This is a genomic window from Pseudomonas sp. Tul2A7 (assembly GCF_054790505.1).
Map to the genome: position 1 here is coordinate 4979691 of NZ_CP186499.1, position 17483 is coordinate 4997173.

The 17483-nt window shown below is 57.2% G+C and carries 16 protein-coding genes and 1 pseudogene; 11 read left to right on the forward strand and 6 right to left on the reverse strand.

Going from position 1 to position 17483, the window contains the following annotated elements:
• Positions 1–348: 348 nt before the first annotated feature.
• The 9 genes from ACOYXJ_RS22220 to ACOYXJ_RS22260 are packed head-to-tail and all read left to right on the forward strand — an operon-like array spanning position 349 to position 10020.
• Positions 349–1608: an aspartate aminotransferase family protein gene (locus ACOYXJ_RS22220; protein WP_460371440.1), complete on the forward strand. Its 1260-nt coding sequence runs from the start codon at positions 349–351 to the stop codon at positions 1606–1608.
• On the forward strand, positions 1598–2101 hold the full coding sequence (locus ACOYXJ_RS22225; protein WP_180988074.1) for a GNAT family N-acetyltransferase: 504 nt from the start codon (positions 1598–1600) through the stop codon (positions 2099–2101). Before ACOYXJ_RS22220 ends, ACOYXJ_RS22225 begins: the two co-directional genes overlap by 11 nt.
• 7 nt (positions 2102–2108) lie before the next feature.
• On the forward strand, positions 2109–2591 hold the full coding sequence (locus tag ACOYXJ_RS22230; protein ID WP_052229445.1) for an adenylyltransferase/cytidyltransferase family protein: 483 nt from the start codon (positions 2109–2111) through the stop codon (positions 2589–2591).
• 13 nt (positions 2592–2604) lie between these two features.
• The gene (locus tag ACOYXJ_RS22235) at positions 2605–3273 is read left to right on the forward strand and encodes an HAD family hydrolase (RefSeq protein WP_150795380.1); all 669 of its coding nucleotides are present in this window, start codon (positions 2605–2607) and stop codon (positions 3271–3273) included.
• Positions 3274–3275: 2 nt separating this feature from the next.
• Complete coding sequence (locus ACOYXJ_RS22240; RefSeq protein ID WP_095118507.1) at positions 3276–4322, forward strand: NAD-dependent epimerase/dehydratase family protein; 1047 nt, start codon at positions 3276–3278, stop codon at positions 4320–4322.
• Entirely contained in the window at positions 4316–6580 is a 2265-nt protein-coding gene (locus ACOYXJ_RS22245) for a glycosyl hydrolase family 65 protein (RefSeq protein ID WP_460371444.1), read from the forward strand. The genes ACOYXJ_RS22240 and ACOYXJ_RS22245 overlap by 7 nt, the downstream gene beginning before the upstream one ends.
• Entirely contained in the window at positions 6577–7818 is a 1242-nt protein-coding gene (locus ACOYXJ_RS22250) for an MFS transporter (RefSeq protein WP_095118508.1), read from the forward strand. The genes ACOYXJ_RS22245 and ACOYXJ_RS22250 overlap by 4 nt, the downstream gene beginning before the upstream one ends.
• Positions 7802–8905, forward strand: a complete 1104-nt coding sequence (locus ACOYXJ_RS22255) for a DegT/DnrJ/EryC1/StrS family aminotransferase (protein ID WP_460371446.1) — start codon at positions 7802–7804, stop codon at positions 8903–8905. The genes ACOYXJ_RS22250 and ACOYXJ_RS22255 overlap by 17 nt, the downstream gene beginning before the upstream one ends.
• Positions 8902–10020, forward strand: a complete 1119-nt coding sequence (locus ACOYXJ_RS22260; RefSeq protein ID WP_110719835.1) for an NAD(P)/FAD-dependent oxidoreductase — start codon at positions 8902–8904, stop codon at positions 10018–10020. Before ACOYXJ_RS22255 ends, ACOYXJ_RS22260 begins: the two co-directional genes overlap by 4 nt.
• A 4-nt stretch (positions 10021–10024) precedes the next feature.
• On the opposite strand, the gene ACOYXJ_RS22265 is transcribed toward ACOYXJ_RS22260, so the two are convergent.
• The 5 genes from ACOYXJ_RS22265 to ACOYXJ_RS22285 all read right to left on the reverse strand — a co-directional run bounded on the left by ACOYXJ_RS22265 (position 10025) and on the right by ACOYXJ_RS22285 (position 15098).
• Positions 10025–12406: a DUF3772 domain-containing protein gene (locus ACOYXJ_RS22265; protein WP_460371448.1), complete on the reverse strand. Its 2382-nt coding sequence runs from the start codon at positions 12404–12406 to the stop codon at positions 10025–10027.
• 142 nt (positions 12407–12548) lie between these two features.
• Positions 12549–13331 (reverse strand): methanethiol S-methyltransferase, encoded by a 783-nt coding sequence (gene mddA / locus ACOYXJ_RS22270; protein ID WP_460371450.1) that lies wholly within the window; start codon positions 13329–13331, stop codon positions 12549–12551.
• A gap of 316 nt (positions 13332–13647) precedes the next feature.
• Positions 13648–14325 (reverse strand): hypothetical protein, encoded by a 678-nt coding sequence (locus ACOYXJ_RS22275; protein WP_460371452.1) that lies wholly within the window; start codon positions 14323–14325, stop codon positions 13648–13650.
• A gap of 117 nt (positions 14326–14442) precedes the next feature.
• Positions 14443–14862, reverse strand: a complete 420-nt coding sequence (locus ACOYXJ_RS22280; protein WP_102899081.1) for a helix-hairpin-helix domain-containing protein — start codon at positions 14860–14862, stop codon at positions 14443–14445.
• A gap of 77 nt (positions 14863–14939) precedes the next feature.
• Positions 14940–15098, reverse strand: a complete 159-nt coding sequence (locus ACOYXJ_RS22285; RefSeq protein WP_095118515.1) for a DUF2986 domain-containing protein — start codon at positions 15096–15098, stop codon at positions 14940–14942.
• Between the two features lie 125 nt (positions 15099–15223).
• On the opposite strand from ACOYXJ_RS22285, the pseudogene ACOYXJ_RS22290 reads away from it, so the two are divergent.
• A pseudogene (locus ACOYXJ_RS22290) lies at positions 15224–15334 on the forward strand (MarR family transcriptional regulator); the annotation flags it as partial.
• Between the two features lie 92 nt (positions 15335–15426).
• Here the strand turns inward: ACOYXJ_RS22290 and ACOYXJ_RS22295 are convergent.
• Positions 15427–16194: a YopT-type cysteine protease domain-containing protein gene (locus ACOYXJ_RS22295; RefSeq protein WP_460371454.1), complete on the reverse strand. Its 768-nt coding sequence runs from the start codon at positions 16192–16194 to the stop codon at positions 15427–15429.
• 281 nt (positions 16195–16475) lie between these two features.
• Between ACOYXJ_RS22295 and ACOYXJ_RS22300 the strand changes: the two genes are divergently transcribed.
• The gene (locus ACOYXJ_RS22300) at positions 16476–17321 is read left to right on the forward strand and encodes a hypothetical protein (RefSeq protein WP_460371455.1); all 846 of its coding nucleotides are present in this window, start codon (positions 16476–16478) and stop codon (positions 17319–17321) included.
• The last annotated feature ends 162 nt before the right edge of the window (positions 17322–17483 follow it).

Consider the following 17483-nt stretch of genomic DNA (forward strand, 5'->3'; position numbering starts at 1 on the left):
TAATTTATAATTTTTTGAAATAAGCTGCACGGGTTGTTTGGCTGTTTGTGTTTAAGGAAAGTTTTTCTTCATGGGAATCAGCTTGTTGTGTTTGCGATTTAGTTTTTAAATTGACGCTCTGAGGGGGCGAGACTAGGTTCTTTCTTCACAACTTTACTTGACTAAGTATTTGTCTGATTTCGAATGTCGCGCGATTTTTCGTGTGAGTTTTTTGCATGCCTTATAGCGCCTGCGTCCTGCGTGAGTGCAGGGTTGTTATTCACACTCAATGGTATGAAAGGAGTGTCAGTGGTCATGGATTGTTTAAGAGAAACACGTGTTGGAAATGTACTGTCAGGATGGAATCACTTGTCGGTAGTTGGGCCGATCAATGTGCAGAATACTGCGGGTGCGCGTATTCAATTATCCTCTGGCGAATGGTGCGACGATTATATTATGGGCTGGGGTTCATGCCTGTTAGGGCACGATAGTCCGGTCATCAAACATTCGATCAGCAAAGCCCTGGAGCGAGGTTTTCTCCAACAATACGAAACCGATGAACATCGCCTGTTGAGCGAGAAGTTTTGCGCGGTGGTGCCGTGCGCCGAGAAGTTGCGACTGGTGAACTCCGGCCTGGAAGCCACCATGTATGCGACGCGCATTGCCCGTGCCGTTACCGGCAAACGAATCATCATCAAGTTTGAAGGCCATTTTCATGGGCTCAATGATTCGCTGACCTGGAACGTGGATTCTTCGCCACGCTCGGGTGAGGTATTGGCCGGCGGAGAACTGGAGCGTCTGTCAGGTACTGTGGGTATTCCGAACGAATTCGGAAGTTTGACGGTGGCGGTTTCTTGGAACGATCTGCAAGCCGTGGAGCACGCCTTTGAAAAGTACAAGGACGATGTCGCGGGCGTGATTCTGGAACCTGTCGCCCTGAACCTCGGCTGCATCAAACCGGACGAGGGCTTTCTGCAAAAGTTGCGGGCACTGACCACGCGGCACGGGGCGTTGTTGATTTTCGATGAAGTGCTGACCGGGTTTCGCGCCAATATCGGCGGTGCGCAGAAAGATTTCGCGGTCACTCCTGACATTGCCGCCTTCGGCAAGGCGTTCGGTTGCGGCATGCCCATCGCCGGGATTGCCGGTAAAGCCGAGTACATGGATGTCATCGCGCCCCGCGGTCCGGTGCAAATCAGCGGCACCAACACCGGGCGCTATCTTTCTGTGTCCGCCGCACTTGCCGCTATCGATCACCTGCAGGACGGTGCGGTGCATCGGCACGTCGCCGCGCTGGAGTCTCAGTTGAAATCGGGACTTCGGGATGTCTTCGATAAACACCGGATTCCTTGCCATATCGATGGTTATGGCGGTCGAGTCGGCGTCCATATCGGCACTTCCGAACGTCCTCGGACAATGAAGGAGATAGAAGGTTTTTATCCGATCGATTTTGCCCAGAAGTTGTTTTATCTGTTGTCCTGCGAATACAACCTGTATGGCTTCCTGATGCCCCTTGGTTACTGTCCTGAGCCGGTAACACTTAGCGCGGCGCACACAGCGGAAATGATCGCGGATGCCTGTGAGCGACTGGATTCGGCACTCAAGAGGATTCCATTCCATGGAAAATGAACTTGATCAGGATATTTGCATTCGCCGATTCATAAAGTCCGATATGCCGGCAGTGCTGGCACTGGTCGCACAAATTGGTTCCAGCGAGGACTTGACTGAATCTGCCGGTGAGCAATTTGCCCGGGAACTCGCTGACCCGAACCATGAGGGCGATCGTTTTATTGCCGCACTTGGCGATGTGGTTATCGGAACCATGGGGTGCGCTCCGGGCCCTATCCCGTCAAAGCATGTGTTATGGGCAGACTGGTTGATTGTTGACAGTGAATATCGTCGATATGGCGTTGCGTCCTTGTTATATGACGAGATTGAAAAGTTTGCACTGGAACATAAGAAGGCCTGGCTGTGTCTCGATATCGGCAATATCGATAGAGAACGGGCGGCCTACCGCTTTCATTTACGCAATGGCTTTCAGATCGTCGGGCAACTTCCCGATTATTGGGGTGAGTTTGAACACTTGAACATCATGGCTAAATCTCTCAAATCAAAGGATTGAATTTATCATGGGCGTTTTGAATGACATTACTGCATTGCAGGACGAGGCGGTTTATTGCCGCGAAAAAGGTTTGGTGATCGGGCTTTGTCACGGTTGTTTTGACATTGTTCACCCTGGGCATATTTATCATCTGCAGCGCGCCAATACGATGGTCGATCGACTGTTCGTATCCGTCACCGCAGACCCATACGTGAACAAAGGCGCGGACCGGCCGGTATTTCCCGATCGAAAGCGCGCGGAGTTTCTCGCTTCCATCCGTTATTGCGATTACGTCATCGTCAACCATACAGCTACCGCTGAATTCATGATCAAGACATTGCGCCCCAATTTGTATTTCAAGGGCGCGGATTACACCGATGGATCGGACACCAGACTGCAGGCGGAGCGGGCGCTGGTTGAAAGCGTGGGAGGGCGGATGGTGCTGACGGACGACAAGATATTCGACTCGACTTCCAGGATCGCTCAACTGGTCATGGCCAAGAACAGCTGACAGGTAAACAACCATGTCGAACCTTTTACTGATTGATCTCGACGGAACAATGCTCGACACACCGCATTTCGAAGCCTGGCGCAATGCGGCCCTTGAGTTTTCAGGACAGCAACTGACATCGCAGCAATACATCGAGCACATCGCCGGGCGGCCACGCATGGAAGGCGCTTCCCGACTGCTGGCGCTGACCACCCGTCAGGCCGGCGGTGCAACGTCCGCAAGGTTCAGCGCCGACGAGCTGGCCGCGTACAAACAGGAGGAATTCCAGCGGCTCTCACCGGGCACCGAGCTGTTCGAGGATTCTTTGCGATTGCTGCAGCGCATCGAAGCGTCCGCGCAGCCGGTGATGTTCTATACGGCGTCGCTGAATGCTCCGCAATTGTTCGAGGCGGCGCTGAAACGGGCGAACGTATGGGGACAGGCGCCGGTCTCGATTACCCGGCAAGCACCACATCAAACCCGCGACAAACTGGTTCAACAACTGATCGGCGACCACGCTCCGCAGGATGTTCACCTGATCGATGACAGCCCCTATGCGACTGACCTGGCGTGCGGCCTGGGCGTGCGCGCCTGGCAGATTCGCCGTGATCCGCTTGAACCCAAGGCTAGCCATCCACGCGCTTCAATACTGTCATCGCTTGATGAATTCACGCTGGCGCACTCACCACAGGGAAGGAATTAACCATGAAAAAGGAATCAACTGTTCTTGTTACCGGCGGTGCTGGCTACATTGGCTCGCGTCTGGTGCCCAAACTGCTTGCCGCCGGGTACCGCGTCCGGGTGCTGGATGCGCTGTATTTCGGCAACGGGCTCGAAGGTTTGCTGAACCATCCGGGCCTGGAATTCATCAAGGGCGACATACGCGATCCGGCGCTCGTGGAAACGTCGCTGCAAGGTGTCGACACCGTTGTGCATCTTGCTGCAGTGGCGAACGACCCGAGTTTCAATTCGGCCCCGGAACTGGGCCAATCGATAAACATCGATTGCCTGCCGCATCTCATGAGCAGCGCCAAGCGTCTGGGTTGCCGGCGTTTTATCTACGCGTCTTCAGCGAGTGTCTACGGCGTCAATGCAGAACCTTTTGTCGACGAACGCCAGCCCTGCGTGCCCATCACCGACTACAACCGGTTCAAGGCTGATGGCGAGAAGATACTCTTCGAGCTGACCGATTCATCGTTCGAGACTGTCGCGGTTCGCGCCGCCACGGTGTGCGGCTGGTCGCCCCGGCAACGTCTGGATCTGACCGTGAACATCCTGACCGCCAGTGCGCTGGCGCGCGGTGAAATCACCGTATTCGGCGGCAGTCAGTATCGCCCTAACGTGCATATCGGCGATCTGACCCGGCTGTATACGATGCTGGTCGAACGGGAGTCTCTGGGCGAGGTGTCCGGGACGGCAATCAATGTCGGCTACGAGAACCACACGGTGACCGACATTGCCAGTCAGGTAAAAGAGATTGTCGATCGGTACTTCCGCACCAATGTGCCGATCACCACGACCCACAGTGACGATGTTCGATCCTACCGGCTGGATTCCCGACGGGTGCAACAGACGCTGGGTTTCGAATTCATCTTTTCGATCCGCGATGCGATCGTCGAAATCTGCGAGCAGTGGCAGTCGGGGAACTTCAAGGACAGCGGCGATGTGTTAGCGGATATCCGTTATCACAACGTACGCAACATGCTGCACAACGACTGGTCGTTCCAGGCGTCAGGAGGCGCATCGTGCTGAGCATTTCCTACGGCGAGCACCGCGAAGACATTGTCGCGATCGACGCGAGATCGTCGTCCTTCGCGGCGTGCGTGGCGACCCTGGCCAATCCCTTGCTCGGCGTGCGTGCGCACATGCCCAACGCATCGCCACGCAGCCGGCGCACGCAGTTGCTGTTGGCGGGGGTGTATGCGGCCGGTGTCGGCGTCTCGCGGGAAATCATTGCCTTGCCCGCGCCGGCCATCCTGCGGCTTTACGATGTTGATACGGGGTTGCCGCTTGAGCCGGCAAGCAACGAGCCCGTGGTGGTGTTGGCACTCGATCAGGCGACCGTCAGCAGTTGCGAGCAGTTTCAGCTGGCCGGTGTGCAATATGAGCTGACGGTCACCCAGTTCATTGATGCCCCGGATCAGGCGGCGGTGTCGACGCAGATCAGTTTGAAACGCCTCGGCACGGGCACCGCACGCCATCGATTGAGGCTTGATTACGGAGTGGATGGCAGCGCGTCGAACGAATACCTCGGGGCTTGTGACTGGCTGACCGCGCGGCATTACCATTTCGGGCAAAGCGTTGTCGATCAAGCGTCGTTCAGCCTGATCGTCGACACGGCCGAGCAGCGGCTGCGTTATGACGTGCGCGTCGAACAGGCGGATTCAACGGCGAGTTCCGTCGTTTCCTGGCGGCAGGGGCAAGAGGGTTGTGTGGCTTCGGTGACCCTCGACTTTGCAGCGGTCAGCCAGCACCGGTTGGTGACGCATTGGCGGGTGGGCGTCGATAGCGCTCAGACCCACCCTGACACGTTTGCCGGCGACTTTGATGTCGCAAGGATTCAAGGCTGTCATTTGAGCCAATGGAACAGCCTCTGGCGTGAGCATGAAGTCACCATTCAGGCTCCGCACACGTGCACTGATCTGGGTATGAAGTACGCAGTATTCCAATTACTGCAACATGGCCTCGGCGCAGCGCATGGCGTCAATGGCACGATATCGCCGGCGCGAGGCCTGACCAGCACTTACCATTCTGGTGCGACGTTCTTCGACACCGAACTGCACAAGTGCATGTTCTGGATCTGGAACGCGCCGGACGTTGCCAGGGCATTGATTGACTACCGCTACACCTTCATTGAAAAAGCGCTGCAGTTCGCGCGTTCCACGGGCTTTTGCGGCGCACGGTTCCCGGAGGCGTCCAACGATCAGGGCGGCGAAAATGGCCCGCATTATGTGTTGTCCTATCCTGAACAGGACATAAGGCGAGAGTGGAGTGTCGATGAGGTGCTGCACATTTCGGCAGACGTCAGCTATGCCGTGAACAAGTACTGGGCGGTAACCGGTGATGACGCGTTCATGGCGTCTCGGGGCTTCGAAATCCTGATTGAAAGCGCTCGATTCGCGGCATCGGTGTTCAAGTGGTCAGAGAGCAAGCAGGCCTATGTGGTGAATTCGGTCATGGGCCCGGACGAGTATCACTACCACGTGAACAACAGTTTCTTTACCAATTACCTGCTGCGCTGGAGTATCCGGCGGGTGCTTTCATTGCTGGACCGCCCGGGCTTTCCCGGGGTGTCTGGCGCGCAACGCCGACTCTGGCAAGCGATAGCCGATAACGTCTACCTGCCGTGGATCACGGTGGACGGGGTGGCCATTCCTGAGGAGTTCGAAGGTTACGCGGCATTGCCGGACACCCGCCTGCGTGTGGTCAAACAGCGTGGGCCGCAGTTTGCCGACGAGGTCGAACGCGACAGCGCGGAGAAACTGCAAAACTTCGATTCGCAACTGGTCAAGCAGGCTGACATCGTGCTGTTGATGTCGATGTTTCCCGACGATTTTTCAGCGGCCGTGAAGCGCGCCGCGTTCAATTACTATGAACCGCGTACGGTGCATGAGTCCTCGTTGAGTTACGGCCCGCATGCCGTCGTCGCCGCGCATCTGGGCGAGACGCACACCAGTGCCGATTTCATTGCCCGGGCCAGCCGCTATAACCTCGACTTCACGCCGGTCGACGACTACAGCAACGGGCTGCATCTTTCCGCCTATGCCGGCGCCTGGCAAGGATTGGTCGAGGGGCTGTCGGGGCTGGATATCGAATCGGGCCAACTGGCCTTCCGACCGAAGTTGCCCGCACACTGGCAGGCTTACCATTTCACTCTGCAGTTCCGCGGGCAAAGACTGCGGATTTCCGTACTCGGTGACGACGAGCTGGAGATTCGCCACGGCGATCGCCAGTTGCCGACCCAGCGCGGCGAGGATGGACGAATAGGCCTCAAGGAGGGGCACCCATGATTTCTATCAAAGAACGCTTGTCACCTTACAACGAAGCCTTGGGTGTCTTGCCGTTTCGCAAGTTGCTGATTGGCCAGGGCCTGTCGATGGCCGGCGATGCCATCTGCCTGGCGGCGCTGCCGATCGCACTGATTCGCGACGGTTTCGGTGGTGATGTATTTGGTTTCATCATGGCTGCCGTCGGTGTCGGAACCGTTATCGGTGCGCTGGCAGGAGGGATGCTGGCGGATCGCAAATCGCCCCGGCAGGTACTCATCTACACCGATACGGCGCGAGGCCTTGCGCAACTGGCCGCCGTTGCGCTGCTGGTGACAGGGGCGCACTGGGGCTTTTTGGTGCTGGCGTATCTGATCTTCGGTATCGGTATTGGTGTATCGAAACCCTGTGCACAGGTGCTGCTGGTCAATCTGTTGCCGAAAAAGGCCCTGGTGGCGGGCAACGGGGCGATGAACTTCATCGATAACCTGGTCGCCATTCTGTTTCCGGCGACGCTAGGGGTGTTCATCATTCTTTGGGACCCAGTGTGGGGGATCCTGATCGATGGGCTGACCTTCTTCTGCGCTGCCATTTACACCGCGCAGCTGCCGAATGTCGGCCACCATGAATCGGAAGAAGAGTTCTCGCTGCGTGAAGCGCTCAACGGCATCACCGTGGTCGTCAACAACGCCACGCTGCTGTTGGGTTTTGCCGCGACGCTGGTGGTGAACGTGTTGTGTTTCCCGATCTTTCTGGTCGTTGCCCCTTATGCGATCAGTCAGCGCTTCAGTGAAGACATGTGGGGTTATTGCCTGGCGGCATCGGGGTTCGGCGCTTGCATCGGTTCGGTCATCACGGTGCTGGCCTCGGGGCATGAGCGACTGGTGGGGCTCGCCGTCACTTGCGGATTGTTCCTCGCGGGGGCAATGGCCTTGCTCGGGCTGGGCACATCGGCGTGGATGGCGATTCTGGGGGCGACGTTCGTCGGCATCGTCGAAGCCTCCTGGCTCACCGGCTGGGCAACTGCCATGCAGACACATTCCCCGGAGAAGGATCTGGGCAAGGTCGTGGCGGTCGATACCTTCGTGACCAGCGGCGTGCACCCCTTCATCTATCTGGGCAGCGGTGTGGTCGGCGGAATCGTCGGCTACTCCCAGACCCTCACGCTTACCGCTGTTGTCAGTGCGGTCGGGACCCTGCTGATTGTCCTGACTTCCCTCATGTTCATGCCAAGGAGTGCGCGAAATGATCAAGTGCAATAACGTCCAGGAACAGGCCCAAGACCTTTCGAGCGAGATTTTCGAGCGCTGGCAGGCGCTCCTGCAGTCAGGCGAATTCATCCTGGGTGAAGAGGTTCTGGCGTTCGAAGCCTGGATGTCGGAACGCTGTGGCGGGGCGCATGCGGTGGCCCTCAATTCAGGCACGGATGCGTTGTTTCTGGCATTGCGTGCGCTGGATATCGGGCCTGGCGACGAAGTCATTACCTGCGCCAATACCTTTGTTGCCACCGTCGGTGCCATTGTGGCGGCAGGTGCCCGGCCGATCCTGGCGGACGTGGGCGACGATGAGCTGATGAACGTCGATATGATTGCGCCCCTTTTGAATGAGCGGACCAAAGCGGTCATTCCGGTCTATCTGCGCGGACGTCCGCTGAATATCGATGCCATCCTCGACCTGTGCCGTGCCCGCGCAGTGGCCGTCATCGAGGATTGCGCACAGGCGATCGGCACTACCCTCGACGGTCAGCAAGTCGGCACTCGAGGCGATGCCTCAGCCTTTTCCATGCATCCGTTGAAGACGCTTGGGGGCCTGGGGGATGGCGGGATGCTGGTCACCCGCAATCCGAAGATTGCCGAATACGCACGTATTGCACGCAATCATGGCCTGGAAACCCGTAACGAATCGGTGCGGTTCGGGATCAATTCGCGCCTCGACTCGTTGCAGGCCGCGGCGCTCAATGTCAAAGCGCAGTATCTGGATCAATGGCTGAAAAGACGTGTGGAAATCGCCGCTTTCTATGATGACGTCCTCGGCACCACTCGTACGGGTACCGACCTGGGTGGCGGCAAGCCGGGAAATTCCTATTATCACTATGTCGTGCAGTCGCAAAATCGTGATCGCTTGCAGGCGTTTCTGGCGCAGTACGATGTGCAAACGGCGATTCATTATCCGCTGCCCATCCATTGGCAAAAAGCCTGGTTGAGCAGTCAGCCGCGCCTCGTGCTGGCCAATACCGAACGTCTGTCCCGGCAAATGCTCACCCTTCCTTGTCATCATCATTTGTCGGATGGCGAGGTGGAGAAGGTCACCACGCTGATCAAGCAATTCGAACGCACGGAGGGGCGGTGAATATCGATATCGAATGCGTAGTGATCGGCGCCGGTGTGCTCGGGCTGGCGGTGGCCCGGGCACTGGCCTCGAGTGGGCGTGAAGTGATTGTGGTGGAGGCGGGCGAGGGCATCGGGACGGGCATCAGTTCGCGCAATTCAGAGGTCATCCATGCCGGTATCTATTACGCCGGCAACAGCTTGAAGGCGCAAATGTGTGTGCAAGGCAACCGTCGTCTGTATGCCTTCTGTGAGGCGCACGCCGTGGCTTGCCAACGTCTGGGCAAGCTGATCGTTGCGACCGATGACGCGCAGCGCGGTGCCTTGCAACGCTTGTGGGAGCAGGGGCGGCGCAACGGTGTCGAGGGCTTGCAGTTGCTCGACGCGCGCCAGGCGCTGGCGCTGGAGCCGGAACTGTCCTGTGTCGCGGCACTCTGGTCGCCCTCCACCGGAATTGTCGACTCCCATGCCTTGATGCTCGCCCTGCAAGCGGATGCCGAGTCCATGGGCACCTCGTTTGCCTTTCATACCCCGTTTGAATCCGCCCGCTGTCACCCTGCCGGGATCGAGTTGCGGATGGGCGGTGCGCAGCCCATGACCCTGGGTTGTCGCGAACTGGTCAATTGTGCCGGTTTGTCGGCGCCGCAAGTCGCAAGTCGTATCACCGGCCTGTGCTCATCGTTCATCCCCGTGCCGCGGTTGTGCAAAGGCAGCTATTTCAGCTTCAGCGGGCGGATACCTTTTCGCCATCTGGTCTACCCCGCACCCGAAGCCGCCGGACTCGGTGTCCACATGACGCTCGACCTCGCGGGGCAGGCGCGCTTCGGGCCGGATGTGGAATGGGTCGCGGACGTTGATTACCGCGTTGACCCGCAGCGGGCCGACAGCTTTTATCAGGCGATTCGCCGCTATTGGCCGGGGCTGCCCGATGGCAGTCTGCAACCGGCGTACAGCGGTATCCGCCCGAAGATCAGCGGCGAACAGCAACCGGCGGCGGACTTTGTCATCAGTGGCCCAGCGGCGCATGGCGTGCCGGGGCTGGTGAATCTGTTTGGCATCGAGTCTCCGGGGCTGACGAGCTGTCTGGCTTTGGCGGACCGCGTCGTGCAGGAAATCGGCGGTTGTTCGCCTCATTGATTACTCACGTACTCGCCGCCGGCTGCGCCAGCGCAATTCCCGCCGCCCCCAGACGCTTGAGCACTTCGAACAAAAGATCGCTCTTGGTCACCCCGACAATCCTCGGGCTGCCCACGTACCCGGTCACCGTCAAGGTGATTCCGTCCGGCGACAGCTTGCTGAAGCGCACGAACGGCGCCGGTTTTTCGAGGATGGTTTCGTTCTCCCGATAAGTTGTGAGCAACAGGTCTTTGACCGCTTCGGGATCGATGTCCAGCGGGAACACCAACTCCAGCGATGCGACGCCTTGCGCGCTGCCGCCCAGTGTCACGTTGCGCAGGTTCTGCGAGATCAGTTGCGAGTTGGGCACGATCACAATCGAGCGGTCGCTGAGCTGGATTTCCGTGGCGCGCACGTTGATCCGGCGAATATCGCCTTCGACGCCACTGATGCTGATCAAATCGCCAACTTTCACCGGACGCTCGGTGAGCAGAATCAGGCCGGAGACGAAGTTCTTCACGATCTCCTGCAAACCAAAACCGATGCCCACCGACAACGCACTGACGATCCACGCCAGATTCGTCCACTGCACGCCCAGCGACGACAGCGTCAGCAGGATCACGAAGGCGTAACCGATGTTGGAGAAAAGCGTGCTCAGCGAAGCGCACATGCCCGGGTCCATGTCGGTCTTGGGCAGAAACTCATTGTCGAGCCAGCGGCGCAGGGCGCGGATCAGCCAGATGCCGATCATCAGCGCCAGCACGGCATTGAGCAGATGGCCGGGAACGATGTTCAGCTTGCGCAACCCGGCGCCGCCAAGGATTGCCATGATATTGCTCGCCAGTTGCCCGAGCGTGGTGCCGATGCCGCCGACAAACAGAGCGATGACCGCCAGCAGCAACAGCGCGGCCCGACTGAAACCGGACAGCAGAATCGAAATCTGATCGAGTCGTCGATCACCGATACCCAATAACTGTTTGAGCGCCTTGCCGCTAGCGTGCCGTGGCGAAAACACGTGCTCGCAGACATCCTTGATCACCTGGATCAGCAGGTAGAACCCCGACAAGACAATGTACGCCCACACCAGCTCATAACTGATGAACCGCGCCAGCGACACGTAGCCAGCCAGCAGCGCGATCGCCGAGACAAACATCGAGATGCCGGCAATGGTGTAAATCACCCCGGCAAACGTGCTGTTCGCCGCCGCATCATCGGCCGCGACCAGCGCCTTGTGCACCTTGCCGACGCGCAACAGCAGGACCGTCACGATCGCCAGCACGACGATCGAAATGACCCCGCGCCCGGCGATCACGATCTGGCTGCTCATACCGGTGGCGTTGCTGACCTGCACCAGCGTCACCAGTACCAGTAACGTGCAGGACAGAATGCGCGGGTAGGGCTTGAGCGCCAGCGCGACCGGGTCGGCAATCGCCGGCAAACGCCACGATGGATGCTCGGTTGACAGCAACGCGCGGCTCAACCCAGTGAGCAGCACGCAGGCATACACGACCTTCTCGAACTCTTCGGAGAAAGTTTCCAGTACCGGCGGCAAAGGCTGGTGGCGTGTGCAGGCGTAGAACAGCAACTGCAAGGCAATGCCGGTGGTGGCGATGGTTGCCAGCGCCGAGGCGCACGCCAGTGCACTGCGGCGCAGACGTCCCTCGGGCATGCGGTAAATGCACACCCAGGTCAGACCGCGTTCAGCCAGCCTGCGCCCGAACGTCCAGATGATCAGCGCCAACGCCATCAGCACACTGGTATAGACGCGTTGGCCCGGGGCCCACACGTTGGCCCATGTGTCACGCACCTGCGCGACGAAAAAACGCAGACGCTGACGATCATCCTCGGTCGGACTCACCAGTGGCGACCAGAAACTTGGACTCAACACGCTGTCAGTGCCCAGCGTCAGCTCACTTTCCAGCAGTGTGCGACGGATGCCGGCGATCTGCGTAATCAGATCCGCCGCGCTCTGCTTCAACGCCGCCAGGCTCTTCAGCGTCCCGTCGACTTTGTTCTTCTGCTCCGCCAGGGACGCCCGTTGCGCGACGATATCCGCCTGTTCCGCCGCTACCTCTGCGTCCGGCGCGGCCCCCAGCACTCCCAACTGCACGGCCAACTGCGCCTGCTGCGGCAACAACGCCGCCGACAACCGGTCGACATCCAGAATGAACGCCTGCACGCGATCCTGCGGGCCCTCGAGCTGGTTGTAATTGTTCGCGGACGAGATCTGTTGCTTGAGCCCGTCGAGACGCAGTTGCAGGGCCTGCAAGTCACTTTGATTGATGACCGCAAGCGGCGCGGCGGCGCTCGTCGAGGGCGCTGGCAAATCCGCCGCCCACATTGACGAACCGCCGGGAACAAGCAGCATGAGTGCGACAAGAATCAGCGACTTCAATGTGTTGCGCATGGAGGGGAAAGCTCGAATTGATCACACAGTCTATGAGGTTAGGTGATCAGGGCGAGGGCCGAGAAAAAGTTTCAGGTGGATGGCGCGCAACGTCGGCTCCGTGGCGCACCTTTGAGGCTGGCTACCCTTGGGATCTCGATGGTTATACGTCGTCTGAATTTTTCCAGAAGGGCAGAAGCTTGCCCACTCGCTGTTGATAGTCGAGGTAGTTGTTGCCGAACGTTCTGACTAAATCGCGCTCTTCAAAATGAGTGCCGATCAATATGTAAATCGTACACGTCAACGCGAAGACCAGATGTCCGACTGTCATGTTGGGTGTCGCCCAGAATGCGATGAGGAAACCCAGATACATGGGGTGCCTGACCATTTTGTAGAGCGATGGCGTGATGAAGGGTGAGGTTTGCACTTCAGTGCGCCGAAAAGCCCGAATTGCCTGGCTTACGCCAAATAATTCGGAATGGCTGATCAAGAAGGTCGCGAACGCTATGAGTAGCCATCCGGCCCAGAAAAGCCCGGAAACCAGCGTGGCTGCAAAGCTCGATCGGATGCTCCAGATCGACATGGGAATGGGTTGCCATAGATAGAAGAGCAGCAACAGCATCAGGCTGCTCGACAGCACGTAAGTCGCTCGCTCCATGGCGGGAGGCAACCATTGCGCCAACCTTGCTTTAAAGCCTCGCCTGGCCATAACGCTGTGTTGAAGACCGAACAGCGTTATGAGGGCGATGTCGATCAGTATTGAAAGGGGCAGATTGCGATAGTCGCCTGAGTTGATGTTCTTGGGGACCACCAACCCGCCAACAAAACCGATCAAGTACAAAATCGTCAGCAGGAAAATGAAATAACAGCTGAGGCTGTAAAACACATAGGCCAAACGGCTGGCCAGAGTTGCTGTTTGTGGTTTTACATTGGATGTCATATTCATGATCGATTCTCTCGGTCATAGCGTGGACTGCAAACTCGCACCTGTGGATTAACTGAAGTGTAACCTCTAAACGTGGCAGGGATTTCCAGCCGCATTTTGTCTGCTGACGTTTTCAGCCGAGCGGGCTGCCCCATCACGCAGGGGAATCCAGCAGGTGCACCAGCTGAGGGGTGAGCGTACCAGCGATAGTCCGGGAGATTGGCCGCCCAGGGCAGGTTGAGGTCGTTGGAGTTTTCCTGCCCGGTCCCCGGCGTATCTCGCGTCAAAAAAACGCCAGTTTGTCTTTAGACGGTTTCGCCAGACTCTATCGCCATTATCAATGGCTGGGTGCTGCCAGTTTGCCAATTCGGGTCATGTCCTGAAAGTAGGCAGACGGGTAGGGCTCAGGATGTACGCTGTCAGGGATGGGCAAACTGTGTCGCTCAACCCATCCAAGAAGATCTTTCACAATGTACTTGCACGGGTATTTGATTGTGGGCGACAACAGATCGATATTTCGGCGAGCCTCGACATCCTTGAAATAGGCAAAAGAGGGCGTCTGCTGTTTGAGACCTTCCACGTGAGCGCCGAGATTACGGCCATGCCAAATGGCGCTTAGCAGGCATTCGTTCTGTGAGGACAACAGGGTGCCTTCGTGTGCTTTCCAAAGCCCCGGTTTTCCGAGTACACGCTTGATTCCGCCTTGGGCGATCATCAGGATCGAAGCGCAGAGCGTGTTAATCGATTCGCTCCTGGCCTCTGCCATTGACTCAAGTTTCCCCCTCGAATATCGCACGGCCTCGACTGTGGGAGCTTCCCCCATATCCTGCTTCCACTTATCGAAGTTTCCCGGCCCATAACCGCCGTGCTCCTTTCCGAGGAGATAGTTCTCCAAGTGAACCCAGTGATGAATGGAGATACCGAGTTTAATCAGCTTGTCGGATGAGTCTCGAATAGCCCCGAATATTGTCGAAACAGCATCGTCGGTACTGGTTAGATAGTCTTGCATGTTCATAGGAGAAAGATTCCTGGGTCGCACGTCACGCGATGCCTGAAGATTAAGCCAACGGACAGTCAATCAGTGCGGTTTTGACTGCCCGGCGAGCGAAGTAAATGGCGGTTGAGCGTATTGTCAGGAAATGCCCAGCTCGGACAGCAGCTTTTTGGCGGTAATTTTTGCGCCGAGTTTGTTGATGGCGTCAGCGGCCGTGTTGTAAGCCCTGATTTTCATTGCGTCGGTGTTGCCTTGTGCATCGACGTCATAACCCAGCTCTTTCAGAACTCTGTTCTTGAAGCCAAAGCCATCCCAGCCTGGACCGCCGAGTGAAGACAAGGCCCCTTCAATTTGCAGATGCTTATGGAGAGAACCTTCGATTTTATACAGATCTTCGATATCAACATGTTCCAGCATGCGTGCTCCTAAAGTCGTTTCAGGCTCAAAGGTGTCTTGGTTCATCAGATGTTCGACGCCGATCCTGCGCAGCCGGACGAAGAACGGCGCGAGGAGTGGCAGATCGTCGTTGACCGATTCGCTCGCCACGTCGAGCGGCAATGTGGTCTCGCCCAACACTGCGGCCAGGAATGCGCACTGAAGGCGTCGACGACTTTGCTTTGATCGGCAGACAAGGATCAGCTCTCAGAAGACATCACTGAGTCAGAACCCGCTTCAGCTTCGAGCTTCGCTCGATCAGCCTTGCTGATGTATTTGGGTTTCTTGGGAGCCAGTTTTGCACTGGCTTTTTTCGCTTTTTCTTTGAACAACTGCTGCAGCTTTTTCTGGCGGTTCATGGTGATACTCGGTTTGTCAGTTAAGTCTCGACGCTCGAAGGGCACTTGGTTTGCTCGCCCTGCGGGACAAAGTCGGGAGAATCCTGACGCATGGACTGGGTCCAGGCAACCTCATTTCTAACATCGTCAACCACACGCAATACATCACGCTCGTTGCGCTGTGGAAGGAGGACAACCAGACCGTTGGCAGTCTCGGCAAAAAGCTGTTTCGCAGGATTTCGAAAAAGACGTCCGTACGCTCCCATTAATGCCCATATCGAGTCACCGCCCTGGATCGAAGGTGAGCAGGCCCGATCGATCAGCAATAGCACGCGTAATCAACAAGTCGCTAGGTGGCGTCGAGCACGTGCGGGAGGTGGTAAATATCGACTCGCTTTCCTGCGTACTCGGTCAGGTAAAGGCTGGACATATAGTCGCTGAAAAAAGTCGACAAGGTCGCAAGATCTGGCGACTTCCATTCGCCAGTATTGGCGTCGATGAACAGGCATTCGCCCGCTTGTGCGATGTAGAAGGCGATTGCGTGTGTGCTGCCGAGACCGATGTAGTAGAAACCATTCCCCGTGAGGTGCGTGTGGAGCGCTTGCTCAAAGGTGGTGTAGTCAACATCGGTTACCTTTTTGACCTCGTGAAGTCCGCCCGACATATATCTGTACAGAATGCTGACTGATGCCAGAAGCGTTTTCTCTGCTTTCAACGCTGCCTCCTCAGCGTCTGCAACGCTTTGCGCGGTCGGCATCCATTCGAACCAGCCCTTCTCGAGCGTCCCGTTGAAGACGCCCTTCAGCCGATCGGCCTCGGCCCTGAGGGTTTTGTATTGGACACACGCGCTATCGAACTCTTTGCCGACAGCGTTGAATGCGGCCTGATACCTGACGAACTCCATGTTCACTTTACCGTCAGTGTTGTTCGCAAGTATGCGGAATTGGGCGACGTTCTTGCCGCCAAGCAATTGTGCGCCGATCCAGCGGCTGGCCATGCCGCGGCAAACACCGCCGTCAAGGGTCTCGTCGTCGCTTTGATAGGTTGGAGTGACCATCTCGACAGTCGGGTGTCTGATGAGGAGGGCTGCGGTGGTGGTGCGAGCATGATCGGGCATGACGGATCTCCTTGTCCTTCAGCGCGGTTTTCCTGAGTCGGCAGGGGTGAGAAGGGCGCCGCACCGCCCTGGCCTGCAAACCGTTCGGTTTGCCTGGCCGTGCAAATGTCATCGTAGTCCCAGCATAGTCGTGAATCATCGGGAACCGCTTGTGCCTGATGAATGTTGATCGACATCCCGGGTTGCCACTTTCAGGCGCTTCAGCATCGGGACTGATTGCCGATACGTTGAGAAGAATGCTGCGCCGAGAACCTCAATCCCGAATCAAGGACCGACTGCCCATGCAGGACATTCCCATCCCGACTCAAGCTGTTACCCATAGTGAAACGCAGAGCAAATCACTCAACCCGATTGCGACGGTCAGGGCACTATGCGTGCTGGCAGTCATCGCCTTCCTGCTCATCGTCATTGCTGGCTTCGCGGTCCGTTCAAGCACGCCTTATCCGACGATATTCGTCCTTGCTTTTGCCGTGTCGATGCTTCTCGGTTTCTACATTCTGATGAGCCTGATCGAAATCAAACTCGCTCAGAAGCTGATGCATTTGAAGTCGAGCTTGCTGATCTGGGCTGTTTTTCTGGGTGGCCTGAGTGTTCTCGCCAAGATCGATGCTCAAGCAGAAATAAATCAGATGTTTCACGTCGACCCGTCTCTGCTGCCGATGACCTTGGCCGCAGCGACGTTCATGCATGCCGTGGCTAAACTGAAGTTACTTTTCTACCTGATTTTCATTGCCTCATTCGCCATGTTCGTACGGTATTCCGAGGCACGTCGCAAAGGTGAGCGGACTGCCGGCTATATGGTCTGCCACTTATCAAACTGTCTGGTGTTTCTGTTGACGGCCATATTTGTGACCGAAGTGCTGGCATCGGATGAGCGTCGCGGCGGAGTTCTCTATCGTTTTGCTCATGCGGCAGACTTCAATAGCTACTCGCCTTGCAGCACAGTCCATCCTGACGAGTTTGACGTGCTTTACCTCGATAGCAGTCGCAGCAAAATACTCATCGCCCCGAAAATCACTGCCAGTGAAGACATCGAGCCTGCGATCTACCCTTTGTTGAAGTACGTACCGATCCCACGGACATTCAGGACGTTGGTGTGTGATTACAACACCGGCGGCCAGCGTTGATTTCGAACCGAGGTAGCGCCGGTGGTCTCGCCGAGCCGTAGAGCCGCCATCGCCACGATGCTCAGCTGTGCCATTGACTGCGTCAATAACAACCATTAACTCAATCAGGTTCTCATATCGCTGTCGCGGCGTAAGATCAGCTCCATACCCACCCACTGCACA

What these genes read in the sequence shown, in the direction of transcription:
- ACOYXJ_RS22225 (WP_180988074.1), top strand. Translation starts at nt 1,598, where the DNA reads ATGGAAAATGAACTTGATCAGGATATTTGCATTCGCCGATTCATAAAG.
- ACOYXJ_RS22230 (WP_052229445.1), top strand. Translation starts at nt 2,109, where the DNA reads ATGGGCGTTTTGAATGACATTACTGCATTGCAGGACGAGGCGGTTTAT.
- ACOYXJ_RS22235 (WP_150795380.1), top strand. Translation starts at nt 2,605, where the DNA reads ATGTCGAACCTTTTACTGATTGATCTCGACGGAACAATGCTCGACACA.
- ACOYXJ_RS22240 (WP_095118507.1), top strand. Translation starts at nt 3,276, where the DNA reads ATGAAAAAGGAATCAACTGTTCTTGTTACCGGCGGTGCTGGCTACATT.
- ACOYXJ_RS22250 (WP_095118508.1), top strand. Translation starts at nt 6,577, where the DNA reads ATGATTTCTATCAAAGAACGCTTGTCACCTTACAACGAAGCCTTGGGT.
- ACOYXJ_RS22255 (WP_460371446.1), top strand. Translation starts at nt 7,802, where the DNA reads ATGATCAAGTGCAATAACGTCCAGGAACAGGCCCAAGACCTTTCGAGC.
- ACOYXJ_RS22265 (WP_460371448.1), bottom strand. Translation starts at nt 12,406, where the DNA reads ATGCGCAACACATTGAAGTCGCTGATTCTTGTCGCACTCATGCTGCTT.
- mddA (WP_460371450.1), bottom strand. Translation starts at nt 13,331, where the DNA reads ATGAATATGACATCCAATGTAAAACCACAAACAGCAACTCTGGCCAGC.
- ACOYXJ_RS22275 (WP_460371452.1), bottom strand. Translation starts at nt 14,325, where the DNA reads ATGAACATGCAAGACTATCTAACCAGTACCGACGATGCTGTTTCGACA.
- ACOYXJ_RS22285 (WP_095118515.1), bottom strand. Translation starts at nt 15,098, where the DNA reads ATGAACCGCCAGAAAAAGCTGCAGCAGTTGTTCAAAGAAAAAGCGAAA.
- ACOYXJ_RS22295 (WP_460371454.1), bottom strand. Translation starts at nt 16,194, where the DNA reads ATGCCCGATCATGCTCGCACCACCACCGCAGCCCTCCTCATCAGACAC.
- ACOYXJ_RS22300 (WP_460371455.1), top strand. Translation starts at nt 16,476, where the DNA reads ATGCAGGACATTCCCATCCCGACTCAAGCTGTTACCCATAGTGAAACG.